The sequence below is a fragment of the Massilia genomosp. 1 genome (genome assembly GCF_011682185.1).
GTDB lineage: Bacteria > Pseudomonadota > Gammaproteobacteria > Burkholderiales > Burkholderiaceae_D > Telluria_A > Telluria_A rubra.
Genome location: NZ_WHJF01000052.1, coordinates 23,402 through 47,459 on the forward strand (window position 1 = coordinate 23,402; position 24,058 = coordinate 47,459).

General features: G+C 64.8%; 22 protein-coding genes. 13 read left to right on the forward strand and 9 right to left on the reverse strand.

Annotated elements, in window-relative coordinates; genetic code table 11:
• Positions 1 to 33: 33 nt before the first annotated feature.
• The 5 genes from F1735_RS19150 (at position 34) to F1735_RS19165 (ending at position 3,548) form a co-directional block, all read left to right on the forward strand.
• Complete coding sequence (locus tag F1735_RS19150) at positions 34 to 1,047, forward strand: LacI family DNA-binding transcriptional regulator (protein WP_167238427.1); 1,014 nt, start codon at positions 34 to 36, stop codon at positions 1,045 to 1,047.
• 221 nt (positions 1,048 to 1,268) lie between these two features.
• Positions 1,269 to 2,642, forward strand: coding sequence for a GH1 family beta-glucosidase (locus F1735_RS19155; protein WP_167238428.1), 1,374 nt, complete (start codon positions 1,269 to 1,271; stop codon positions 2,640 to 2,642).
• Between the two features lie 101 nt (positions 2,643 to 2,743).
• Complete coding sequence (locus F1735_RS36585; protein WP_229505855.1) at positions 2,744 to 2,938, forward strand: hypothetical protein; 195 nt, start codon at positions 2,744 to 2,746, stop codon at positions 2,936 to 2,938.
• Positions 2,925 to 3,065: a hypothetical protein gene (locus F1735_RS36590; RefSeq protein ID WP_229505856.1), complete on the forward strand. Its 141-nt coding sequence runs from the start codon at positions 2,925 to 2,927 to the stop codon at positions 3,063 to 3,065. The genes F1735_RS36585 and F1735_RS36590 overlap by 14 nt, the downstream gene beginning before the upstream one ends.
• Positions 3,066 to 3,107: 42 nt before the next feature.
• Positions 3,108 to 3,548, forward strand: coding sequence for a DUF1801 domain-containing protein (locus F1735_RS19165; RefSeq protein ID WP_229505857.1), 441 nt, complete (start codon positions 3,108 to 3,110; stop codon positions 3,546 to 3,548).
• Between the two features lie 6 nt (positions 3,549 to 3,554).
• Here F1735_RS19165 and F1735_RS19170 read toward each other — a convergent pair whose 3' ends face one another.
• Positions 3,555 to 4,148, reverse strand: coding sequence for a hypothetical protein (locus F1735_RS19170; protein WP_167238429.1), 594 nt, complete (start codon positions 4,146 to 4,148; stop codon positions 3,555 to 3,557).
• Between the two features lie 105 nt (positions 4,149 to 4,253).
• Positions 4,254 to 5,966 (reverse strand): methyl-accepting chemotaxis protein, encoded by a 1,713-nt coding sequence (locus F1735_RS19175; RefSeq protein ID WP_167238430.1) that lies wholly within the window; start codon positions 5,964 to 5,966, stop codon positions 4,254 to 4,256.
• Between the two features lie 274 nt (positions 5,967 to 6,240).
• On the opposite strand from F1735_RS19175, the gene modA reads away from it, so the two are divergent.
• The 5 genes from modA (at position 6,241) to F1735_RS19200 (ending at position 11,336) form a co-directional block, all read left to right on the forward strand.
• Complete coding sequence (modA, locus tag F1735_RS19180) at positions 6,241 to 6,984, forward strand: molybdate ABC transporter substrate-binding protein (protein ID WP_167238431.1); 744 nt, start codon at positions 6,241 to 6,243, stop codon at positions 6,982 to 6,984.
• A gap of 6 nt (positions 6,985 to 6,990) precedes the next feature.
• Positions 6,991 to 7,665, forward strand: coding sequence for a molybdate ABC transporter permease subunit (modB, locus tag F1735_RS19185; protein WP_167238432.1), 675 nt, complete (start codon positions 6,991 to 6,993; stop codon positions 7,663 to 7,665).
• 32 nt (positions 7,666 to 7,697) lie between these two features.
• Positions 7,698 to 8,768: a molybdenum ABC transporter ATP-binding protein gene (gene modC, locus F1735_RS19190; RefSeq protein ID WP_167238443.1), complete on the forward strand. Its 1,071-nt coding sequence runs from the start codon at positions 7,698 to 7,700 to the stop codon at positions 8,766 to 8,768.
• A gap of 5 nt (positions 8,769 to 8,773) precedes the next feature.
• Positions 8,774 to 9,166: a winged helix-turn-helix domain-containing protein gene (locus tag F1735_RS19195; protein ID WP_167238433.1), complete on the forward strand. Its 393-nt coding sequence runs from the start codon at positions 8,774 to 8,776 to the stop codon at positions 9,164 to 9,166.
• Positions 9,167 to 9,359: 193 nt separating this feature from the next.
• On the forward strand, positions 9,360 to 11,336 hold the full coding sequence (locus tag F1735_RS19200) for a helicase-related protein (RefSeq protein WP_167238434.1): 1,977 nt from the start codon (positions 9,360 to 9,362) through the stop codon (positions 11,334 to 11,336).
• Positions 11,337 to 11,430: 94 nt separating this feature from the next.
• On the opposite strand, the gene F1735_RS37885 is transcribed toward F1735_RS19200, so the two are convergent.
• Positions 11,431 to 11,991 (reverse strand): KGG domain-containing protein, encoded by a 561-nt coding sequence (locus F1735_RS37885; protein ID WP_222853027.1) that lies wholly within the window; start codon positions 11,989 to 11,991, stop codon positions 11,431 to 11,433.
• 422 nt (positions 11,992 to 12,413) lie between these two features.
• Here F1735_RS37885 and F1735_RS19210 point away from each other — a divergent pair, with 422 nt between their 5' ends.
• Positions 12,414 to 14,510 carry a carbohydrate-binding protein gene (locus tag F1735_RS19210; protein WP_187364296.1) on the forward strand — a complete coding sequence of 699 codons (2,097 nt, stop codon included), beginning with the start codon at positions 12,414 to 12,416 and terminating at the stop codon, positions 14,508 to 14,510.
• Positions 14,511 to 14,707: 197 nt separating this feature from the next.
• Here F1735_RS19210 and F1735_RS19215 read toward each other — a convergent pair whose 3' ends face one another.
• A complete protein-coding gene (locus tag F1735_RS19215; RefSeq protein ID WP_167238435.1) occupies positions 14,708 to 15,208 on the reverse strand; it encodes a hemerythrin domain-containing protein in 501 nt (166 codons plus the stop codon).
• 268 nt (positions 15,209 to 15,476) lie between these two features.
• Here F1735_RS19215 and F1735_RS19220 point away from each other — a divergent pair, with 268 nt between their 5' ends.
• Together F1735_RS19220 and F1735_RS19225 are read left to right on the forward strand one after the other, a co-directional pair.
• Positions 15,477 to 17,906: a penicillin-binding protein 1A gene (locus F1735_RS19220; RefSeq protein WP_373888551.1), complete on the forward strand. Its 2,430-nt coding sequence runs from the start codon at positions 15,477 to 15,479 to the stop codon at positions 17,904 to 17,906.
• 129 nt (positions 17,907 to 18,035) lie between these two features.
• The gene (locus tag F1735_RS19225) at positions 18,036 to 19,376 is read left to right on the forward strand and encodes a trypsin-like peptidase domain-containing protein (protein ID WP_167238436.1); all 1,341 of its coding nucleotides are present in this window, start codon (positions 18,036 to 18,038) and stop codon (positions 19,374 to 19,376) included.
• Positions 19,377 to 19,522: 146 nt separating this feature from the next.
• Here F1735_RS19225 and eutC read toward each other — a convergent pair whose 3' ends face one another.
• The 5 genes from eutC to F1735_RS19250 form a co-directional block, all read right to left on the reverse strand.
• Positions 19,523 to 20,359 (reverse strand): ethanolamine ammonia-lyase subunit EutC, encoded by an 837-nt coding sequence (gene eutC, locus F1735_RS19230; RefSeq protein ID WP_167238437.1) that lies wholly within the window; start codon positions 20,357 to 20,359, stop codon positions 19,523 to 19,525.
• Positions 20,356 to 21,726: an ethanolamine ammonia-lyase subunit EutB gene (locus F1735_RS19235; RefSeq protein WP_167238446.1), complete on the reverse strand. Its 1,371-nt coding sequence runs from the start codon at positions 21,724 to 21,726 to the stop codon at positions 20,356 to 20,358. The genes eutC and F1735_RS19235 overlap by 4 nt, the downstream gene beginning before the upstream one ends.
• A gap of 75 nt (positions 21,727 to 21,801) precedes the next feature.
• Positions 21,802 to 23,019, reverse strand: a complete 1,218-nt coding sequence (locus tag F1735_RS19240; protein ID WP_167238438.1) for a metal-dependent hydrolase — start codon at positions 23,017 to 23,019, stop codon at positions 21,802 to 21,804.
• A gap of 60 nt (positions 23,020 to 23,079) precedes the next feature.
• The gene (locus tag F1735_RS19245; protein ID WP_167238439.1) at positions 23,080 to 23,787 is read right to left on the reverse strand and encodes a DUF2059 domain-containing protein; all 708 of its coding nucleotides are present in this window, start codon (positions 23,785 to 23,787) and stop codon (positions 23,080 to 23,082) included.
• A gap of 182 nt (positions 23,788 to 23,969) precedes the next feature.
• Positions 23,970 to 24,058 (reverse strand): transposase (locus tag F1735_RS19250; protein ID WP_187364298.1); only part of this gene is annotated, 89 nt, incomplete at its 5' end.

Below are 24,058 nucleotides of genomic sequence, written 5' to 3' on the forward strand. Positions count from 1 at the left end.
TTTGGTCCCCACTTTTGAACGGAAGAAGCGCGCGTGGCAACTCTCAAAGACGTAGCATTGCGGGCCGGCGTCGGCCTCGGAACCGCCTCGCGTGTCGTCAGCGGCAAGGGCGCGGTCTCGCCCAAGACGCTGGCGCGGGTCCAGAAGGCGATCGAGGAGCTCGAATTCCATCCCTCGTACGCGGCCCGCTCGCTGATGCTGGGCAGCTCGCAGATGATCGGGGTGTACATACCCTACCTGAGCGGCACCTTTTACACGCCGATCCTCAAGCTCATTTACGCCGAACTGCGCGCGGCGGGGCTGAACATGGTGGTCGGTTTCGGCATCGGCAGCGACGACGAGCGCACGCAGGCGGTGCAGGGCATCGATTTTCTCAAGGAGCGCGGCTGCGACGGCGTGCTGGTGATGAGTAACGTGCTGCGCGATGAAGACATCGCCGCGCTCGGGCCGCGCAAGTCGCGCCTGGTGCTGCTCAATCACAGCGTGCCGTCGATCGCCGCCCAGAGCTTCACGATCGATCATTTGCTCGGCGGTCGCCTGGCGGCGCAGGCCTTGCTGCGCGAAGGGCATCGCGATATCGCCGTCATCGCCGGGCCACGCGGCGCGCCCGACAACGTCGAGCGCATCGACGGCTTCCTGGGCGAGCTGGCGCAGGCCGGGATCGATACCGACGGCCTGTGGGTGGTCGAGAGCGACTTCGCGCCCAAGGGCGGGTGGGAGGCGGCCAGGGAGCTGGCCGAATCCGGGTATCCGTTCACGGCTGTTTTTTGCGCCAACGACGATATGGCGGTGGGGGCGCTGTCGTACTTCCAGCAGGCCGGCATCGCGGTGCCGGAGCAGGTATCGGTGCTGGGGTACGACGACACCAACAGCGCCGAGTACACGGCGCCGCGCCTGACCACGGTGCATATGCCGTGGACCGAGATGACCTTGAGCGGCTTGAATTGCCTGCTCAATCGCTGCTACGGGATGGAGCGGCCGGTGACGCATGATTATCCGGTGACGATTGCGCTAAGGGCGTCGCTGGGACGTGCCAGCGAAGGGTAGATCGGCCAGGCGCCGCCCGTCGTTCCCGGCAAGGCGGCCGCCGAGGCCGGGAACGACGCAAGGTGTGCGGTCGAGGATTGATGGCATACGCTACCAGCCCCAAAACCTTAACTCAAACGCATCAAATACTCTTCCAGCGCCCTTGCCGGCGCTTTTTTTGTGGTAAAGTGGAAGCGATTCCAATTTCTCATCGAGCAATTTTAAACTGATCGATTCTTCCTATGACCATCCAGAAAACCGCCCCGCACCAGCCCCTTGCACGCGCCAGTTTCGGCGACGACTTCCTGTGGGGCTGTTCGACGTCGGCCTTCCAGATCGAGGGCGCCGGCAGCGCCGATGGGCGCGTGGCGTCGATCTGGGACACCTTCTGCGCCACCCCCGGAAAAATCCGCGACGGCGCCGACGGCCAGGTCGCCTGCGACCACTATCACCGCTGGCCGGAAGACCTCGACCTCGGCCAGTCGCTCGGCCTGAACGCCTACCGCTTCTCGATCGCCTGGCCGCGCATTTTCAGCGGCGCGGGCAGGCCGCCCAACGAAGCGGGGCTCGACTTCTATTCGCGCCTGGTCGACGGCATGCTCGAACGCGGCCTGCAACCGTGGGCCACGCTGTACCACTGGGACCTGCCGCAGGCGCTGCAGGACCAGGGCGGCTGGGCCAACCGCGCCACGGTCGACGCCTTCGTCGAGTACGCCGATGTGCTCACGCGCCGCCTGGGCGACCGCGTGCGCCACTGGATCACCCACAACGAGCCATGGTGTACCGCCATGCACGGTAACCTCGACGGCATGCACGCGCCGGGCCTGCGCGACGCGCCGACCGCGCTGCAGGTGTGCCACCACGTGCTGCTCTCGCACGGCCTGGCCACCCCCGTGATCCGCGCCAATGTACACGATGCGCGGGTCGGCATCGCACTGAGCCTGCACCCGATCCGCGCCGCCTCCGGCAGCGAGGCGGACCAGCAAGCCCTGGCGCGCCACGATGGCTTTCGCAACCGCTGGTTCCTCGATCCCTTGTATGGCCGCGGTTATCCGGCAGGGACCCTGGCGCTGCTGGGCGAGGCCGCACCGACGGTGCTGGAGGGGGACATGCAGGCGATCGCCGCGCCGACCGATTTTGTCGGCCTCAATTACTATTTCCCGGAGGTGGTGCGCGACGCGCCATCGGCCGGCTTCCTGCGCACCGAGGTGGCCTTGCCGCAGGACCGCGAGCGCACCGATTTCGGCTGGGAAGTCGCGCCCGACGGCCTGACCGAACTGCTGCTGCGCATCGCGCGCGAGTACCAGCCCGGCCCGGTCTACGTGACCGAAAACGGCTCTTCCTACGACGACGTGGTGCAGGCCGACGGCAGCGTCGACGACGAGGCGCGCCGCCACTACCTGGTGCGCCACCTGGCGGCCGTGCGCGCGGCGCAGGAGCAGGGCGTGGACGTGAAAGGCTACTTCGCCTGGAGCTTGCTGGACAATTTCGAATGGTCGGAAGGCTACCTGCGCCGCTTCGGCATTGTCCACGTCGACTTCGCCACCCAGCTGCGCACCGTGAAAAGCAGCGGCCGCTGGTACCGCGAGTTTCTGCACGGACGCAACGAGCGCTAGGCGTCGCCGAGGGACCAAGCCGACACGCGAAAGAGGCAAGGTCCTACGCGCGGCGGCGGGTGTATTTATCATGAAGGCATGACTTTTCAGGAGGAAGTATCATGTTTTCGTTGACTAGATTGAGCCCGTCGGTGACCGACATGATCCGCTTCGATCATTCGCATGTGCTGGTAACTTTCCACCAGTACACAACCGCCTCGCGCGCCGGCGTCAAGAAGGCGCTGGCCGAAACCATTCAAGGATCGCCTCAACGAATTGGGCGCGCAGATGACCAAGCGCCGTTTGCAACTGCTTAAGCCCAAGGTGGGCAAGATCGCGGCCAACACGGCGGTGGGGTTTTCGGGCAGCACCGCCGCCATCGTGGTGGGGCTGGCCAGCGCGCTGATGGCGGCGCGCTTGGTATCGAAAAAAATTGCGGCGTAAGCGGGCCTGTTGCGCGCGGCGTCGCACCCGACCAGGAAACGCATGACGCCCCGCATGACGCCACGAAGCACGCCACCTGGTACGCCATTTGGTAACGCCGCCGTGCGCCGCACCTACGACACCTATCCCGCCCCGATGCGCGCGCCGCTGATGGTGCTGCGCGAACCTATTTTCGCCACGGCGGCGTCGACCGAGGGTGTCGGCGAGATCGAGGAGACGCTCAAGTGGGGGGAGCCCGCCTATCTCACCACCGGCAGCAAGAGCGGCAGCACGATTCGCCTCGGCTGGAAAAAATCCGAGCCGGCGCAGTACGCCATCTATTTCAACTGCAAAACCACGCTGGTGGACACGTTTCGCAGCATCGTTCCGCACGACTTCGTCTTTGAAGGCAGCCGCGCCCTGGTCTTCGAGCAAGGCGCCATCGTACCGCTCGATGCGCTGGCATTCTGCATCGCCAGCGCCCTCACGTATCACCGCGCTTAGCGGCCCCTACGGCACGAGCTTGTGCTTGCGCACGAGCGCGCCGATCGCTTGCTTGTCCCTGGCTACGATCTCATACAGCTTCTTGTAGTGGTCGTTGCTCCAGAACGCCAGCAGGCGCTCATGTTCAGCCGTACCCAGCACGCTTTCCACGCCGTCGAGTTCGAGCCAGATCACCAGCAGGTGCTCCTGCGACGAGGCCAGGCTGTCGGCGCCGTCGGGATAGCCGACCGGCAGCACAGGGTAGCGCTGCCTGATCGCGCGCAATGCCGCGCGCGTCTGGCGGGGATGGCTGGACAGCCGCCGGTGCATCTGTTCGTGAATAAAGGTCGACAGCAGGGCGCCGTCGTCATCCAGGTGGCGCGCGTGCAAGGTCAACACCGGATGGCTGTGTGGAATCGCGTCCTGGTCGACGATGATGCGTTCGGTGTGAATCCACCGGGCCAGGTCGTACCTGGCGGTCAGGCGCTCGAGTTGCTGCTGCGATTGCTGTTCGCGCTCGCTGCCGTGCTTGAGACTGATGTTCAGGGCGGCGGCGGCGGGCAAGGACAGCGCGCTGGCAAGCAGGATGGCGAGGATGCCGGGTACGGGTGAGGTCGGCATGGTGCTCCGCATGAGTTCCCCCGGCTGCCGGGCGGCGCGAGGACGCGCTCCAGCGCGCCCGTGCATCTTGCCACAACATGGCAATTCTGAAAAGTTTTCCGCGCGTTAAAACTCTTCCCAGCCATCGTCGCCACCGGTGGCGGCGGGCTGTTTGGCCGGCGCCGGCCTGGCGGCGGCCAGCGCCTTGCGCGGCGCGGCGGCACGCGCCACGGCTGTACGCGTTACTGGCGCCGCTTTGCGGGCGATCGCGGGGCGCCCCAGGGCGGCCGCGCCATCGAGCTTGAACACGCTGACTACCTCCGCCAGCTGGCTTGCCTGATCCTGCAGCGAGGCCGACGCGGCCGCGGCCTGTTCGACCAGCGCCGCGTTCTGCTGGGTTGCCTCGTCCATCTGGGTAATGGCCGCGTTGACCTGCTCGATGCCGGCGCGCTGCTCGTCGCTGGCGTGGGCGATTTCGCTGATGAGGTCGCTGACGCGGCGCACGCTGCCGACCACTTCGCCCATTGTCACGCCGGCCTGGTCCACCAGGCGTGTGCCGAGCTCGACTTTCTCGACCGAATTGTCGATCAAGGTCTTGATTTCCTTGGCAGCACCGGCCGAGCGCTGGGCCAGGTTGCGCACTTCCGACGCCACGACCGCGAAGCCGCGCCCCTGTTCTCCGGCGCGGGCCGCTTCCACGGCCGCATTGAGCGCCAGGATATTGGTCTGGAAAGCGATGCCGTCGATCACGCCGATGATGTCGACAATTTTCTTGGCTGAATCATTAATCGCTCCCATGGTTTGCACCACTTGCGACACGGCGGCGCCGCCGCGCACCGCCACCTCGGACGCTTCGGTGGCCAACTGGTTGGCCTGGCGCGCGTTGTCGGCGTTTTGCTTGACGGTGGCGGTCAGCTCTTCCATGGACGAGGCGGTTTCTTCCAGCGAACCGGCTTGCTGCTCGGTGCGGGAGGACAGGTCGAAATTGCCGGACGAAATTTGCGCCGATGCCGTGGCGATCGTGTCGGTGCCGGTGCGTACTTCGCCGACGATGCGCGCCAGCGAGGTGTTCATGGTCTTGAGGGCGCCGAGCAGCTCGCCGATTTCATCGCTGGAATCGGCTTCCACATGCGCGCTCAGGTCGCCCTCGGCCACTTGCTGGGCGAAGCGCACGGCGCGCCGCAGGGGCACCGTGATATTGCGGGCCAGCCAGAGCGCGATGACGCTGGCCAGCGCGGCCGCCAGCACGCCGCCGCCGATCAGCATGCCGGCGGTCTGCGTATCGAGCTCCTTGGCGTCCTTGGCGCGCTGGACCAGCAGCACTTCTTCGGCGCCGGTGATCTCGGCGATCAGGGCGCGCATGGCGTCCATGCCTTTCTTGCCCTTGCCTTCCTTTTCGGCGGCCACCACGCCGGCCATGTCGCCATCGGCCGCCGCCTTGCGCTGGGCGATGGCCGGATCGATCGCGCTGGCCAGCCATCCTTCCTGCTCGCGCTGCAGGCGCTGCAGGCGTTCTTGCTGGACCGGATTATCGGCCGTGAGCGCGGTGGCCTGCTTCACGTGCTTGAGAAACGCGGTCTTGCCGGCGTTGTAAGGCTCCAGCGAAGCCGGATTGCCGGTCAGCAGAAAGCCGCGCTGGCCGGTTTCGATATTGATCAACTGGCTCAGGGCGGTGTTGACTTCGGCGACCACCTGATAGGTATGCACATTGATATCGTTGGCGGCGCTGAGCTTCTTGAAGTTGGCGTACGCCACGCTGACCAACAGGACCAGCAACAGCACCACGGCGGCAAAACCCAGATACAGGCGCGCTCCGATTTTCATATTGGACAGGATCATCAGCGTTTCCTTGTGAAGATTGAAATATCGTTATCGCTGCGGCATCTTGTGACATTTCCGCGCGCCATCGTCGCAATCATTATGCGTTTGCCGCTGTCGGTACGGGACGAAAATTCCTTAAATGGTCGCATATTCGCCACATCCGCCGCGCTGCGGGGACGATGGCGAAAAATCCCTACCCGATGCGCTTTTCCGGGCTGCAAACGTCGTCGTATATAATCGGATATAGCGCCATGCGCGGCGCACCCGCCTTCACCACGAATGGAGTAGCAATATGATTCGACTTGCCAGCTTGTGGCTCGCCCTGACGGCGACCGGGATTGCCAGCGCCGACGAGGTGCATGTGGCCGTGGCCGCCAATTTCAGCGGGCCGATGAAAGAGATCGCGACCGGTTTCGAACGCGCCAGCGGGCACAAGGTGCTCACCACCATCGGCGCCACCGGCAAGTTCTACGCCCAGATCAAGAACGGTGCGCCATTCCAGGTCTTGCTGGCGGCCGATGAGGAGACGCCGGCGCGGCTGGAGCGGGAAGGCAACGCTGCGCCGGGCTCCCGGTTTACCTACGCCATCGGCAAGCTGGTCTTGTGGAGTCCGCAGGCGGGGCTGGTGGACCAGCGCGGCGACGTGCTCAGCCAGGGCAAGTTCGCGCACCTGGCCATCGCCAATCCCAAGCTGGCGCCGTACGGCGCGGCAGCCATGCAAACCCTGGAAAAGCTGCGCTTGCACGAACGCCTGGCGCCCACGCTGGTCCAGGGCGACAGCATTGCCCAAGCCCATCAATTTGTCGTCTCGGGCGCGGCGCCGCTCGGCTTTGTGGCCCTGTCGCAAATACGGGGCGGCGGCAAGCCGGAATCGGGCTCGGTTTGGGTGGTGCCGTCGGGAATGTACGCACCGATCCGGCAAGATGCGCTGCTGCTGGCGGCGGGCAAGGACCAGCCGGCCGCGCTGGCTTTCCTGGACTATCTGCGCGGGGCGCCGGCGCGCGCCGTGATCCGCTCCTACGGTTACGAGCTGTAAGGGCGCATGCTCAGCGCGGACGACTGGGGCGCCATCCGGCTGACCCTGAAACTGGCGGGCATTGTCACGCTGCTGCTGCTGGTGCTCGGTACGCCCGTGGCGTGGTGGTTGTCGCAAACGCGCTCGCGCGCCAGGAGCGTGGTCGGCGCGGTGGTGGCGCTGCCGCTGGTGCTGCCGCCGTCCGTGCTCGGCTTTTACCTGCTGGTGGCGATGGGCTCGAACGGCCCGCTCGGGCACCTGACGCAAGCGCTCGGCCTGGGACTGCTGCCGTTCAGCTTTGCCGGGCTGGTCATCGGCTCGCTGCTGTATTCGATGCCCTTCGTGATCCAACCGCTGCAAAATGCCTTCGAAGCGATCGGCCCGCGTCCGCTCGAAGTGGCGGCGACCTTGCGCGCCAGTCCGCTCGACACCTTCTTTTCGGTCGTGCTGCCGCTGGCCAAGCCTGGCTACATGAGCGCCGCCACGCTCGGCTTCGCCCACACGGTCGGCGAATTCGGCGTGGTGATGATGATCGGTGGGAACATTCCGCAACAGACGCGGGTGGTCTCGGTCCAGATTTACGGGCATGTGGAAGCGATCGAATATGCCCAGGCGCACTGGCTGTCCGGCGGCATGCTGGCGATCAGCTTCGTGGCCTTGCTGTTGCTGTACCGCTTCAATCCGACCCGGCGGGCGCTGTGACTGGCGGCGCGGGGCTGGCGCCGGCGCTGCGCATGCGCTTCGACATCCGGCGCAGCGGTTTTGCCATGCAGGTCCGGCTCGACTTGCCGGGGCATGGGGTGAGTGCGCTGTTCGGCCATTCCGGCTCCGGCAAGACCACCCTGCTGCGCGCGATTGCCGGGCTCGAGCGCCATGCCGGCGGCTATCTCGAAGTCAACGGCCAGGTGTGGCAAGATGACGCGGCCGGGGTGTTCCTGCCGACGCACCAGCGCGCGCTCGGCTATGTGTTCCAGGAAGCGAGCCTGTTTGCGCACCTGTCGGTCCAGGGCAACCTCGATTTTGCCCGCAAGCGGGCGCGCGCCGCCGATGGCGCCAAGGTGATGGCGCATGCGGTGGCGTTGCTGGGCATCGGCCATTTGCTCGGGCGCCGGCCGCAGGGATTGTCCGGCGGCGAGCGCCAGCGGGTGGCGATCGCACGCGCCATGCTGGGCGCCCCGCGCCTGCTGCTGATGGATGAACCGCTGGCCTCGCTCGACGCAGGGCGCAAGGACGAGGTGCTGCCGTATCTGGAGCGGGTGCAGGCCGAGCTGGCCATTCCCATGCTGTACGTCAGCCACGCGATGCAGGAAGTGGCGCGCCTGGCCGACCATATCGTGCTGCTCGACGGCGGGCGCATCGTCGCCAGCGGGCCGGCGGCCGAGACCCTGGTGTTGCCGGAAGTGACGCGTGCCATGCTCGACGAGGCCGGTGCGCTGGTCGACGGCGTGGTCGACAGTGTCGATGGCGCTTACGGGCTGCTGTGCCTGAAGGCGGCGGGCGGCGCCATGTACATCGCGCACGCCGCGCTGGCGCTGGGGACGCGCTTGCGGCTGCGCGTGCTGGCGCGCGACGTCAGCGTGGCGCTGGTGGCGCAGGCGGGCAGCTCGATCCTGAACCAGCTGCGCGCGACGGTGGTGCAGATCGCGCCGGGTATCGATCCGGCGCACGTCATGGTGCGGCTCGACGCCGGCGGCACGCCACTGCTGGCGCGCATCACGCGGCGCTCGTGCGACCAGCTGGGGCTGGAAGTGGGGATGCCGGTGTGGGCCCAGGTCAAGGCTGCCGCCTTGCTCTCGGGAGGCTGAAGCGGATGAAGAGCGAGAACGAAAACGAAAACGGGGGAGGGCGGCCTGCGGCCCGGATCGACGTCAAGCTGCGCCTGTTGCAGGACGACGAGATTGCGATGGGGCCGGGCAAGGCCGACTTGCTCGACGCCATCAGGAGGACTGGATCGATCAGTGCCGCGGCGCGCGCGATGGGCATGTCGTACCGGCGCGCGTGGCTGCTGGTGGACGTGATGAACCGCAGCTTCGGCGCGCCGCTGGTGCGCAGCGCGGCCGGCGGCAGCCAGGGCGGCGGCGCCAGCGTGACCGCGATGGGCAATGACGTGCTGACGCACTACCGCGCCATGCAGGCCGCAGCGATGGAAGCGGCTGCCATCCACGCCGTCGCCCTGATAAAACTCCTGCGCCCCGACAATTAACTTCCTTATCGGGATCAGCGCTCCGACTCGCGGTGAAAATTCCTACAACCGGGGTCAAACCGGGGTCAGAGCTTTAATTCGAAACATTACTAATTAAAGCTCTGACCCCGGTTAGGAAATGTTTCCTATTACGCAAGCGGCGCAGACGCGATATAGTGGACGTTCATCGCATAGATAATTTTGAATAGCACCAATGACAGCATCTTCAACTCAGCAATTACCCCCTTCCGCCAACGACAACAGCGACGACGATGCGCTGGTCGCCGAACTCGGCTTCGATCCCCAGGCCGTGCGCCTTGTGAAGATGGAGGGCCGCGTATTCCTGCAATTTTCCGGGGCGGTCGATGAAGGCGGCCTGAATGTGCCGTATCACCTGGTCCCGGCCCAGGGCGTGCTGGCGCGTCCCGGCAAGTGGCGCAAGATGGATCAGGATGTCAAGCGCGCCTTGCTGCGCGAAAGGGTGTCCGAACGCACCATCGATGAGCTGCACCAGAGCGTGCGCGTGTTCGTGCGCGATATTTCCGGCGAGTGCGAGGATCATAACCTGGACGCCGCCGCATTCCTCGGCCCGCTGTTCGAAATGGAAACGTCGGAACCGGCCAGCTATCTGTTCGAACGCATCGAACAGCGCGTGGCCCACGCGCTCGAGCGCGCCCAGGAGGAGCGCCACGCCGCGCGCACCCGCGCCAGCATCAACCTGGCCGAGTATCCGGCCTCGTTCGAGGTGGCGCGCCGCATGCCGCGCAAGTTCATCGCCTTGCTCGGCCCGACCAATTCCGGCAAGACGCACCGCGCGATGGAAGCGCTGGCCAACGCCAAAAGCGGCGTCTATCTTGCCCCGCTGCGCTTGCTGGCGCTGGAAAATTTCGAGCGCCTGCAAGCGGCGCGCCCACACGGCAAGGCGCTGGCGGTGAGCCTGGTCACGGGCGAGGAGCGCCGCATCGCCGAGGACGGCACCCACGTGGCCAGCACGGTCGAGATGCTCGATTCCCGCACGCCGGTCGAGGTGGCCGTCATCGACGAGATCCAGATGCTGGCCGACCGCGACCGTGGCGCGGCCTGGACTGCGGCCGTGTGCGGCGCCCCGGCCTCGGTGGTGTACCTGGTCGGCGCACCGGAAGCGCGGCGCGCGATCGAGGCGTTGGCTGCGCGCCTTGAATGCCCGCTCGAAGTGCATCTGCTCAAGCGCATGGCGCCGCTGTCGATGGATGCGGGTCCGGTGCGCAAGTTGCGCAACCTCAAACGCGGCGATGCGGTGATCTGCTTTTCGCGGCGCGAGGTGTTGATGTGGCGCGACATGATCACCGAGATCGGCTTGTCGGTGGCGACCGTGTACGGCAACCTGGCGCCCGAGGTGCGGCGCGCCCAGGCCGAGCGTTTCCGTGATGGCTCGGCCGATATCGTGGTCGGCACCGATGCGCTGGCAATGGGCCTGAACATGCCGATCGAACGCATCGTGATGACCACCACCGTCAAATTCAACGGTATCGATGAAGAGGAAATTTCGGCCTCGCTGGCGCGCCAGATCGCCGGCCGCGCCGGCCGCTACGGGGTACACGAGGAGGGCAAGGTGGCCGGTTACGATGACGAGACGCATGAAGTGATGCGCGCCTTGCTCAAGGAAAAGCTGGCGCCGCTCAACGCCACCGGCTTTCCGGTCGCGCCCTCGCTCGAACACTTGCACCGGATCGCGTCCGTGACCGAGGAAACCTCGCTGGTGCGCCTGCTCAAGCGCTTCGTCCACAATATCGATGTGCCGGACGGCTTTTTCTATCCGCGCATTACCGAGGAGCAGTCCGAGCGCGCCGAGTGGCTCGATACCTTGCCCTTGTCGGTGGCGGAGAAATTCATGCTCTCGCTGGTGCCGGTGTCGACCAAGGTGCCGTCGCTGCACCGGGCCTGGGAAATGTGGGCGCAGTCGCTGGCCAAGAAGAAGGTGTGCAAGTTGCACGAGGATAGTGGCCAGTTGGCGTGGCAGAACCTGCAAGAGGTGGAAGATAGTTGCCGCCTGTATTCGGCGTACGCCTGGCTGGCTTACCGCGAGCCGGAATTTTTTCCGAGCGTGGCGCTGGCCCAGGAACTGGCGCGCAGTGCGTCCGAGCGGGTCGATTCGATGCTGCAGTCGCAAAACGCGGCGGCGCGCCAGCGTCACCCGAAGAAGTTTCGCTGATCGCCCGCCCCCCCTGAAAACGACAATCGCCTGCACACAGCAGGCTATTGTCGTCGCTAACTGCCCCGCTACAGCGGGGCGGGCTCAGACTGGCTTACTTGGCGCTTTTGCTGCCCGAGCTCGAGCCGGAACCGGAACCCGATTTGGAGCCGCCCGAGCTGGCATTGTTCGAGCCGCCCGATTTGCCGCCCGAAGACGAATCGTCGCCCGACGAGCCGCTTTGCTTGTTGCCGCCGCGCGAGGTGCCGCTGTCCGAGTCGCTCTTGTTGCTGGCCGACGAGCCGCGCGACGAAGCGCTATCGGAATCGCTCTTGTTGCTGGCCGACGAGCCACGTGACGAAGCGCTGTCCGAATCGCTTTGCTTGCTGTTGCCCGAAGCGCTTTGCTGGTTGCCGCCGCTGTGGCTCAGCTTGCCTGCTTCGCGCGCTTCTTCGGAGGTGAACTCATGGGCATTGCCGGAGGCGTGGGCTGCGCGGCCGCCTTCGGCTGCAATCTCGCGCTGCTGCTCAGGGTCCATCGAAGCGAAACCGCGGTTGCTGGTGTCGCTCTGGTTGTTGCCCTGGCCGCCCTTGCTGCCGCTTTGCGAAGCGCTGTTCGAACCGCTGTTCGATGCATTGTTGTCTTTGTTGCCGCCTTGATTGTTGTTCGATGCCATGGTGATTTCTCCTAGTGTTTTAATTGAAATGTGCCGCAGGAACTACTTGGTTTTCGCTTTCAAACTTGTTCGTCCGGAAGCGAGTAGAGACATCTTAGGCCAGCGGCCCGAGCCTTGGAGTAGGAGCACTTGCAATTGTCGTGTAGGACAAATGTAGGCCGAGGCCGCTGAAATTGACCGACGAAATGTGCAGTCGGAAATGGCTCTGTACCCAGGCAAACTTCCGCACGCGAACACTGTGCTGTTCGCGCGTCAAGGCTAGTTTCCCAAGGGCTTTTTATATTGACGTTGACGCCGCCAGGCGAAATCAATACCATCAATTACACGATATTGGGAGCGTTTCCAATCCCGTGCATCGCAAGCGTGTCTTCCCGGCAGCGCGGCATCGACCGGCTGCTCCCTATAACAACCGGAGACTTGTCATGAAACTTACCCTTCACAGGCAGCTGCGGCATCGCTTGCCGCATGTGCTGTGTACGCTGGCGGGCAGTGTGCTCAGCATCGCCTGCGCCGCCCAGACCGCCTTGCCCGGCAAACTCGAAGCGGAATCGTACGCGTCGATGCAGGGCGTCGCCACCGAAGCGACGGCGGACACGGGCGGCGGCGCCAATGTCGGCTGGATCGAGACCAACGACTCGATGAGCTATTCGGTCAATCCATCGACCAGCGGCTGGTACACGGTGCAGTACCGGGTGGCGTCAAACGGCGCCAGCGGCCAGTTGGTGCTGAGCCAGAACGCCAAAGATATCAGCGATGCCGTCGGCGTGCCCAACACCGGTGGCTGGCAAACCTGGCAGACCATCAGCTCGCGCGTCTTTCTCAACGCCGGTCCGCAGAACCTGGCCGTGTTCGCCAAAGGCGGCGGTTTCAACCTGAACTGGATGAACTTCATCGCCGAAAGCACGTCGGCCAAACTGCCGGCGATCCGCCAGAACGGGCGCTACTGGGTCGACAGCAGCGGCAAACGCGTCAACCTGCGCGGCGTCAACCTGGGCAACTGGCTGCAACTCGAGTTCTGGATGATGAACAACAGCATGTCCACCGGCAACGGCCTGGTCAACGACCAGTGTACGCTCGAAGGCACGCTGGCGCAGCGCTTCGGCAACGCCGAGAAAGAACGCCTGATGGGCGTGTACCGCGACAGCTGGATGACCACGCGCGATTTCGACCTGATCAAGGGCATGGGCATGAACGTGGTGCGCGTGCCTTTCTACTTCAACCTGGTGGAAAACGAATACAGCCCCTACAAGCTGCGCGCCGACGCCTGGAAGCACCTGGACTTCGCCATCAACGAAGCGGAAAAGCGCGGCATGTACGTGATCCTCGACCTGCACGGCGCCGTGGGCGGACAGGCGGCGGCGACCGAGCAGCACGATGGTTGCGTGGGACCGGCGCAGCTGTGGTCGAACGCTGCCTACCGCGACCGTACCAAGTGGCTGTGGGACAAGATCGCCGAGCGTTACCGTGGCCGCACTGCCGTGGCCGCCTACGACTTGCTGAACGAGCCGTGGGGCACGGATGCGACCACCCTGGCCAATTACGCGTACGAACTGTTCAACGTGGTCAGGGCGAAGGACCCGGAACACATGATCCTGCTGCCGGGCCACAACAGCGGCATCGATGCCTATGGCAACCCGCACACGCGTGGCTTGAGCAACGTGGCCTTCTGGATGCACTTCTATCCGGGGCTGTGGGGCTGGAACGAAGTGCAGGGCGCGGCCAAGCAGGCCAATATGCACGCCAACTGGCTGCACTGCAACGTCAACGGCAGCGGTGAAAGCTGCGACTGGAATGCCAGGCTGACCGGATTGAATACGCCATTCCTGATCGGCGAATTCCAGCCCTGGACCTTGCTGGGCAGCTACGGCGGACAGATCACCCGCAAGACGTACGACGCCTACAATATGTATGGCTGGGCGGCGACCAACTGGGCCTACAAGACCGTCAGTTACGGCGGCTCGAATGGCGACACCAACTCCTGGGGCTGGGGCATGGTGACAAACAGCAGCAATGGGGGAGGGCTGGGCAGCCTGAATGTCAGCACGGCATCGAGCGCGCAGATCGAAAGCTATTTCCGCAGCTTCGCCACGCAGCCGCTGGTGCGCAATGAAAGTATTGCGTACTGGATGAACTGGAAACCGGCGGTGGGCGCGAAAATCGAAGCGGAAATGTTTACCACGCACAGCGGCATGCGCATGGAGACCACCAGCGATGCGGGCGGCGGCTTTAATGTGAGCAACGTCGATAACAATGACTGGATGAGTTATCCAGTCAATGTGCCGAAGGCCGGCTGGTACAAGCTGCAGTTCCGGGTTGCCTCGATCTACAACGGCGGGCAGTTCGCGTTGAGCAAGAATGGCAGCGACCTGGCGACCGTGGTCGTGCCCAACACGGGCGGATGGCAGAACTGGCAGACGGTGACGGCGAGCGCCTATCTGGAAGCCGGCCAGCAGGACCTGGCCATTTACGCGCGCGTGGGTGGGTGGAACATGAACTGGTGGCAGATGGACGCGCAATAGCGGCAGCGCCCGTCATCCCTGCGCCAAGGCGGCCGCCTTGGCGCAGGGCCAGTCTTATCGACATGCTCACCGGGTCGCGCGGCGGCGTGAAATTCCTGGCTTACCAACGCAAACGATTCCCCGTCAACCCGCGCTGAACGTCAGCGGATTGAGGAGGAACCGTTCGCCATCCCGCCAAAGCGGGATGGTGCTGTCAATTACACCGCGATCTGTGCTTTACGCTCGGCAATTTGCTGCCCCAGCGCTTCCAGATCCAGGCCAGCCTCGCGCGCCTTTGGAAACATGTCGTTCTCTTCTTCCTGGACGTGGTGCTCGATCATCTCGGACAAGACTTTGACCTTGGCGTCGAACAGCTCGTCGGTCGCTTCCATTTCCATGATCTGCGCGATCAGGTCTTTGGCCGATGCGTGCTCGACGGTGGCTTCGTCGACCAGGTCTTCATTCTTCTTGGTCGCCGCGCGCACTGCCGGGTAGAAAATTTCTTCCTCGGCCGTCGCATGCTTGGTCAATTCCGTGCAAATTTGCATGGACAGTTTTTTCTTGGTTGCATGCGCGCGCTCGCCCAGGCCGTCGAACTGTTCGAACATCTGTTTCACGTTCTCGTGGTCTTCGGTCAGCAGCGCGATCGCGTCCTGCGCTTCCTGGCCGCCTGACATGGCTTTCGGCGTGTTACGGGTAGTCGACGATGAGGTCCTCATGGTGTGCTCCTGATATTTTCTGTGGTAACTATTGCGCTACCGGGTGGCTGGGATGATTCCTGGCTGCCTGTCTTGTAGCAGAAACGTCATGATAGGCGGTCTCATTCGTGCAGGGAGTAGGCGTACTGGCAATTGTCGCGTAGGACAAAACCACGTCCTGCTATCAGGAAGCACGCTGGCCTGCGCCCGCAACGCCGACGCGCGCGACCTTGTGTACCCTCGGATATACTGTGAGGCAAGTTAATGACTTTTAAGCAAGGAAGCAAACGTGGGCGACGACCGCAATCTGATGGGACGACTGGGACAAGGCATGCGCGCGGCAGGCGGCGCGGCGGGCGAGCGCCTGGGGCGCCTGCGCGACTACCTGATGGCGCAGCCGCCCTACAAACGCATCGGACTGCCGCTGCTGTGGTGTGTCGGCGCGCCGCTGGCGGTGCTGCTGGTCTGGGTGCTGATCTTGCTGCCGTTCACGCCTGGCGTTGCCGATCTTAAGCAAACGCGGGCGGCCAAGGCGTCGATCCTGGTGTCCGCCGACGGCAAGGAACTGGCCAGCTTCGAAGAAGGCTTGCAAGAGCGCGTGACCCTGGCCCAGATTTCGCCGCACATGATCGCGGCGCTGATCGCCACCGAAGACCACCGCTTCCGGGACCATCACGGCATCGATTTCAAGCGTACGCTGGCATCGGTGCTGCACACCGCCCTCGGCAATCCGCAGGGCGGCTCGACCATCAGCCAGCAGCTGGCGCGCAATATGTTTCCGGAAGAAATAGGCCGTGCGCGCAACATCAACCGCAAGCTCAAGGAAATGATTACCGCCGTGAAGATCGAATCGGCTTACAGCAAGGATGAGATCCTGGAATCCTACCTGAATACGGTACCTTTCCTGTACAACACCTTCGGCGTCGAGATGGCGGCGCGCACGTATTTCAACACGACCGCCGCCAAGCTCGACATCCTGGAAAGCGCGACCCTGGTGGGCATGCTCAAAGGGACCAATTACTATAATCCGGTCAACAATCCGGAGCGCTCGGTGCAGCGCCGCAATGTGGTGCTGTCGCAAATGCGCAAGCACGGCATGCTCGACGACAAGCGTTACGACAGCTTGCGCCGCAAGCCGCTGCGCGTGTCCTTTTCGCGCCAGGCCGAGCGCAACCCGACCGACACCCATTTCACCGCCTATGTGCGCAAGTGGCTGATCGAATGGGCCGACGAAAACGACTACAACGTCGAGCGCGACGGCCTGGTGGTCCACACCACGCTCGACTCCTCCCTGCAGGAGGCCGCCGAAAAGGCGGTCGAGCGCCAGGGCAATGCCTTGCAGATCGTCGCCGACGTCGAATGGGCGCAGAGCGACAGCGGCTCCGGCTCGGCCGGCGGCTATGCCGGCATGCACGGATCGATCACGCCGTTCGAGTATTTCTGGCGCTCGAAAGGGGCGCTGGTCAATAGTTTCATTCGCGAAACGCCAGAGTACAAGAAAGCCATCGAGAGCGGCGACACCGGACCGCTCGCGCTCAAGCGCCTGCGCGCCGACCGCGCCTTCATCGCCCGCTTGCGCGCGGCCAAGACGCGCCTGGAAACCGGCTTCGTGGCGATGGACCCGGAAACCGGCCACATCAAGGCCTGGGTCGGCAGTCGCGACTTCCATAAAGAACAGTACGACCACGTGGTGCAGGCCGCGCGCCAGCCCGGCTCGACCTTCAAGCCGATCGTCTACGGCGCCGCGCTGGAAAAAGGCTTCGCACCGAACCGCCCCTACCGCGACGCGGTGATGAATATCAAGGCGGGCGACGGCACCGTCTGGCGCCCGACCGACATGAGCGGGTCGAGCGGCAACATGATGAGCATGCGCGATGGCCTGGTGTTTTCCAAGAACACCATTACCGCCCAGGTCATGCAGGATGTCGGCTTGCCGGGCATCATCAACCTGGCGCGCGGCCTCGGCATCCGCAACAGCAAGCTCGAATCGGTGCCCTCGCTGGCGCTGGGCACCAGCCCGGTGACCCTGCTCGAAATGGTCAACGCGTACAGCAGCATTGCGGCCCAGGGCGAGTATCGCAAACCGGTGTTCGTCACCCGCATCACCGACCGGGCAGGCAAGGTTGTCGCCGAATTCGGCGCCCCGGCGCCGGAGCGCGCCATGTCGTCGCAAAACGCGGCCGACTTGATCGACATGATGCGTGGCGTGATCAACCGCGGCACCGGCACGGCCATCCGCTACCGCTTCGGCATCACCGGCGACGTTGCCGGCAAGACCGGCACCACCCAGAACAACACCGATGGCTGGTTCATCATGATGCATCCGAAACTCGTGGCCGGCGCCTGGGTCGGCTTTAACGACAACCGCGTCACCATGCGCAGCAATTACTGGGGGCAGGGCGGCCACAACGCGATTCTGGTGGTGGGCGACTTCTTCAAGGCGGCGGTTGCCGAAGGCAAAGTCGATACGGCCGCGCTGTTTGCCGGCGGACGCCGCCCGGAACCGGTGCGCCAGGAAGACAATCCGGGCGACATCAGCGAAGAAGCCGGCGACATGCAGCAGGAAGGCGTTGCGCCGCCGGCCCCGCCGGAGCTTGACCCCGAGGATAGGGAGAGCGAGGAAGCGATGCCGATGGAGGGCGAGCGCGGCGATCCGCCACCGCCGCCACCGCCGCCCGAGCCCGAGCAACACGCGCCGCCGGCCTCGCTCGATCAGTAACAGCGGCCTCCACGTCAATGATGCCGGCGGTGTCAAGCCCGTCACCAAGAAAAAGCAATATTTCCGGCGGGCTATGATAGCTGATGATATTTACGCTATGATCGACGTTTCCCACCGGAGACGCTGCAAATGAAACGAACGCTGTACACCATTTTGGGTGTCGATCCCCTCGCCACGTCTGAAGAGATTGCCGCAGCGTACGCGCGTTTGCATGCCGCGTTTCAGAGCGGCTCGTACGACCGCAATGACTGGGTGCTGGTGCGTGAAGCCTACGCCGTGCTGTCGAACAAGGACAAGCGCGGCCATTACGACCGTAGCCAGATCGCGCCGCCGCTCACCCGCAGCGTCGATGCCGATGCCGGGTCGAAGGCCGGTTTCAACCTCGACTGGCGCTATGGCCTGGGCGCGGGCTTGCTGGTCGCTGCGCTCGTGTACTGGTCCAAGGGCCGCGCCCCGGCCGCGCCGCCGCTGGTCGCAGCCCAGGGTGCAAGCCAGGTGGCGAGGCAGGATAACGGCGCGCATGGCGGCAACTTTCCCGCCCAGTCCCAGAGCCAGGCCGTGTCCGCCCCAGTGGCCGGCAACGGGTCCGGCGCCATGGGCATGGAAGACCTGTTCGCCAAGCTCTCGCCGTTTGTGGCGCGTATTAATATGTACAACGGCGCCAGCATGGTCGGTACCGGCAGCGGGGTCGCGCTCGGCGGCAACGAAATCATTACCAATTGCCACGTGGCCTTGGCCGGTTCGCGCCTGCAGGTCAAGCTCGGGCAAGACAGCTACGACGCGACAGTGACCGTGGCCGACGAAGAACGCGACCTGTGCAAGCTGGCGGTCAAGGGCCTCAATGCCCCGGCCGCCGTGATCGGCGCCTCGGGCGAGTTGCGTACCGGCCAGCGCGTGATTGCCATTGGCGCTCCGCACGGGCTCGACCTGACCATCAGCGACGGCATCGTATCGTCGCTGCGCCCGCTCGACGGCGGCACCCTGATCCAGACCACGGCGCCGGTCTCGCCCGGCTCGAGCGGCGGCGGACTGTTCGACAGTTCAGGCCGGCTGGTGGGGATCGTGACGTTCCAGATGCGCACCGGACAGAACCTGAATTTTGCCGCGCCGGCCGAATGGATCGGCAGCATGCGCACGCGCCGCGGCGGCGGCCTGATTGCCAAGATGAGCGCCGAACGCGCGCAGGAAAACCCGGCCCAGAGTGCGCAGAATGGCGACCTGGTGGTGGGCGAATGGCATTGCAACGATCCGATTGGCGGAACCTCGGTGATGATTGCCTTCAGCGACGACCGCACCTTGCAGATGCGTTATGCGAACCGGGTCTCGCCAGGGCGCTGGATGTATCGCGAGAGCCAGCTGTCGATTCAGTTTTCGAACGTGAATGACACCTTGCGGGTGGAAGAACTGTCGCGCGACAAGATGATTCTGAAGTTCAATGTCGGGCAGCGACTGGTGTGCGCACGGCGTTAGGCATGCGGGCGCAGGAGCTCCCGATGCGCTTGCCCCCGCTCATGCTTGCCGCTACACATGAAACCGTCATTCCCGGCCTCGGCCGGGAATGACGGTGTTGCATCGAGGAGGCAAGTGCAAGCCCCATGCCGATTCCCGGGCTACCCTCAGCGCAGCAAAAAATTCCCTTTCCCCGCCTGCGGCAATCCCCCTTCGGCAACGGTATCATCCTTGAGCAACACGCCGGATATCCCGCGCTGCCTGGCTTGCGTCAACAGATAATGCAGCCGGTACGCCGCCTCTTCATAGCTCAGCCCGGCCGGCCGCACATTCGAAATGCAGTTACGGTCGGCATCGGTCAAGCCCACGCGCGGCGCCCAGCTCAGGTAGACGCCCATGCTGTCCGGTGAACTGAGCCCCGGCCGCTCCCCGATCAGCATCGCCACTGCGCGCGCGTTCAGCAAGGCGCCGATCTCGTCGCCGACCGCCACCCGCGCCTGGCTGGCGATCACGACCGGCCCGAGGCGCCACTGTGCGTGTTCCTGCGCCTGTTCCTGCGCCTGTTCCTGTTGCTCGGCTTTGCCCAAGCGCGCCAGCAACACCGCCAGGAACGGGCGCGCATTCTGTTCGATGGCCAGCGCCGACAAGCCGTCGCCGATGACCAGCGCCAGGTCGCACGAGGCCGGGGCCGCCGCCAGCAGCGCGGCGCGCGACGGCGCATCGAGCATGCGGCCCAGGTCCGGACGCTGCAGGTAGCTGGCGCGGTCCGGGCAGGCGCTGTGTACCTTCAGGCAGGCCAGTCCATCCCCGGCCAGCGCCGTCACCAGCGCATCCGCATCGAGCGCCATGTGGACCGCGTCGCGCGCGCGCGCATGCGCCAGCTGAAAATCGAGCTGCGCCGACGTCGGTACGCTCACGCCGCTGCGCCCGAGCGCAATGCGCGCCTGGGTCAGGCCGCGCAAGGCTTGCCAGGGATTGGACAGGACATGCTTCGATTGGTTCATAAGCGCTGCAAGGCTTGTTGAAAAACGGGCGCCAGCGCGTCCGGCAGTTGGGCGGCGCCAGTGCCGCAAAAAATCTGCATGCGGTGCAGCCAGGCTTCGAATTCGGGCGCGGCGCGCAGGCCCAGCACGCGGCGCGCATACAGCGCGTCGTGAAAAGACGTGCTCTGGTAATTGAGCATGATGTCGTCCGAACCCGGCACGCCCATGACGAAGTTGCAGCCGGCCGCGCCGAGCATGGTCAGCAGCACGTCCATATCGTCCTGGTCGGCTTCGGCATGGTTGGTGTAGCAGACGTCGCACCCCATCGGCAAGCCGAGCAGCTTGGCGCAGAAGTGGTCTTCCAGCCCGGCGCGGATGATCTGCTTGCCGTCGTACAGGTATTCCGGCCCGATGAAGCCGACCACCGAGTTCACCAGCAGCGGCTTGAAGGCGCGCGCGACCGCGTAGGCGCGCGCTTCGCAGGTTTGCTGGTCGAGCCCGTGATGGGCGTTGGCCGACAGCGCGCTGCCCTGGCCGGTTTCGAAATACATGACGTTCTCGCCCACCGTGCCGCGTCCCAGCGACAGGGCGGCGCTGCGCGCTTCGGCCAGCAGCGCCAGATCGATGCCGAAGCCGCGGTTGGCCGCCTCGGTCCCGGCCACCGACTGGAATACCAGGTCGACCGGCGCGCCGCGCCTGATCGCCTCGATGGTGTTGGTGACGTGGGTCAGCACGCACGACTGGGTCGGAATCTGGTATTGGGCAATGACGGCGTCGAGCATGCCGACCAGGTTGACCACCTGGGCCACATTGTCGGTGGCCGGGTTGATGCCGATCACGGCGTCGCCGCTGCCGTACATCAGGCCGTCGAGGATGCTGGCGGCGATGCCGGTGACGTCGTCGGTCGGGTGGTTCGGTTGCAGGCGCGTGGCCATGCGGCCGTCGAGCCCGAGGGTGTTGCGAAAGGCCGTGACCACCCGGCATTTGCGCGCCACCAGCACCAGGTCCTGGATGCGCATGATTTTCGACACCGCCGCCGCTATCTCGGGCGTGATGCCGGGCGCGACAAAGGCCAGCAGCGCGCTGTCGGCGGCGTCGCCCAGCAGCCAGTTGCGCAGGTCGCCGACGGTCAGGTGGGCGATCGGCGCGAAGGCGGCCGCATCGTGGCTGTCGACGATCAGGCGCGTGACTTCATCGTCTTCGTAGGGAATCGGGGGATTGTCGAGAATGGTGCGCAATGGCAAGTCGGCCAGGGCCATTTGGGCCGCCACCCGTTCTTCGGCGCTGGCTGCCGCCACGCCCGCCAGCAAGTCGCCCGAGCGGGCCGGCGAGGCGCGCGCCATCAAGTCCTTGAGGTCGCGAAAGCCGTAGGTGCGCGGCCCGACCATGTGCGAAAACCGCGGTGTTGTCACGGGGGCTCCGGGGGCGGTGGTTGGCGTGCAACGAGCATAGCACGGACCGGCTTACAGCAGGTCGGCGCGCGGATAGCCCCAGCCGGGTACGCCGGCGGGGCAGGGCTGGCCGTTTTTCTCGTCCAGCGGCAAGGTGGTGAAATTGCCTTTCGGCGTGGTGCTGAAGCGCAGGTCGGAGGCGTTGTCGGGCGCGAGCGCGGGCATGCGCGCAAAGCGCATCCAGGCATCGAAACGACAGTTGCTGGTCCGCAGCGCGCGCAAGCGGGCCAACGATGCTTCCTGGCTCCAGTTGACGACCAGTTGCGCGCCGGGCGCGGGTGCGCCTTCGGACAGGGCGGCCGGGCAAGCGTTGAGCGCGAGCAGCTTCGGTGCAATGCTGACCATGCCGCGCCGCAGGCGGTAGGTGCCAGCCACCTTGTCGCGTTCGGCCGAGACGAAGATCCAGCACAGCGGGTTGGCTGGAAACGCCGTCATGGCGGTGTCGAGCAGGGTGCTGGCCGGGTCGAGCTGGCGCAGGTGGTCGGCCACGATGGTCTGGCCCTGTCGCATCGCGCCGCCCTGGACCGCCACGAAGCCGAGCGCGGCCAGCAGCGCCACGCCCAAGGCTTGCTTGCCGGTCTTGCCGGCGCGCTGTTGCAGCAGGGCCAGGCCGGCGCCGAAGGCGAGCAAGGCCGCCAGCGAACCCCAGTGCAGGAAACCGCGCACGGTGAAATAGGCCAGCATGCCGGCCAGCGCGACCAGCAGCAGCGCACGCCAGAAGCGCTTGCCCAGCATCATCGCCAGCGGCACCGCGCCGGCCACCCAGAACACCGGTTCGAGGATGAACACCATGTCGCCATACACCCAGCGCGTGTCGAACGGGTAGAAAGGATGGACGCCGTAGGAGTTCAAGGCATCCATGCCCAGGTGCAGCAGGAAACCGGCGGCGACCGCCGCCAGCAGCCCTGCGCGGGCCGGCTTGCTGGCGCGCAGCAGGGCGCGCGCCCCCGGCCACAGCAACCACAGCAGGGCAACCAGCAGCAGCGCCTGGGGGATTTCGAGCAACAAGGTGTGGGTGTGGCCGCGATGATGCAGCAGATAGCCCAGCGGACTGGGCAGGAGGCCGCCGAGCACCAGGTCGAGGTCGGGGAAATTGCTGGCGGCCCAGCACGAAAACAGCATCAGGCGGCGCCGGGTGCGCTGCAAGGCTGGATCGGCTTCGGCCGGCAAACTACGGTGAACCAATTCGCCGGCGGCCAGTCCAACTAAAGAGTGACTTAGATTATCCATGACGGCGATCTTACCGTGCCGGCTGTATTCCTGCCGAGCTGGCAAACGGTGCCGGATGTCCTATCTGGATGTATCGGCGTTCATGGTGGCGACAAATTTCGCCATGTGGCGTCCGGCGATGGCGTCAATGTTGGCGCTGGTTTTGGCGCCGAAATACATCAGGATCTCCTTGTTCAAGGCTGGGCTTACGCGCGTCAGTTTCTTGCCGAGGGCAGAATCGCCGTTGGCAAGAATGAGCTCATTTTCTGCCTCTGTAAACAGGTGTTCGTATTTGTCCCACGCCGCCGGATCGGCCACGCCGGTGCGGCGCTCGACCTCCTTGATTCTGGCACTGACATCGATGGTCTTTTGATAGGCGCTGCTGGCATAAAACGCCGCCAGCTCCTTGAGTTCGGCGTCGGTGAAATAGCGTGGGTAGATCGTTTGCGCCATGTCGCTGATCAGCGCTGGCAGGTTCATCGACTTGTCGCGTATTTTCAAGTCCGCGGCCAGCGTGGCAGGCCATGCGGGAAGCATGGCCAGCGCGCGCTTGCGTTGCGCTTGACTCAGTTGCGATGCGGCATTCAATTTTTCCTCCAGCATCTTTTGCAAGGTCGCGGCATGACGCGCTGCGGAGCTGTCGAGGTAGGCCCGGTATTTTTCTTCGATGTGTTCCGCTGTCACGATCGTTTGCAGCGCTCGCATCGTTTCGGTGCCCGGCTCGGCCGCGTGCGTCGTCGGGCAGAGGCAGATCAAAGCCAGGGCAAGGATACGGATCGGTTTCAACATGCTTGACTCCTGTTAGCACCAGGTCGACATGACAGCGGGCGCGATTTTCATCGGTCGGAAAAATTCGGTGAACCAGTTCGCCCAAGGCCGGTCAAACGATGGATTGATCGGTTGCGCGGCAAACCTCGCCCTTCAGGGCAGGGTCAAGAGCGCCGACGGCGCAGCCGTCCGGTTTGGTGCGTCTAGTGCGGCGTCTGCTGCTGTTCGATGTACTGCCGGATAACGGCGATAGGCGCACCGCCGCAGCTACCGGCAAAGTAGGAAGGCGACC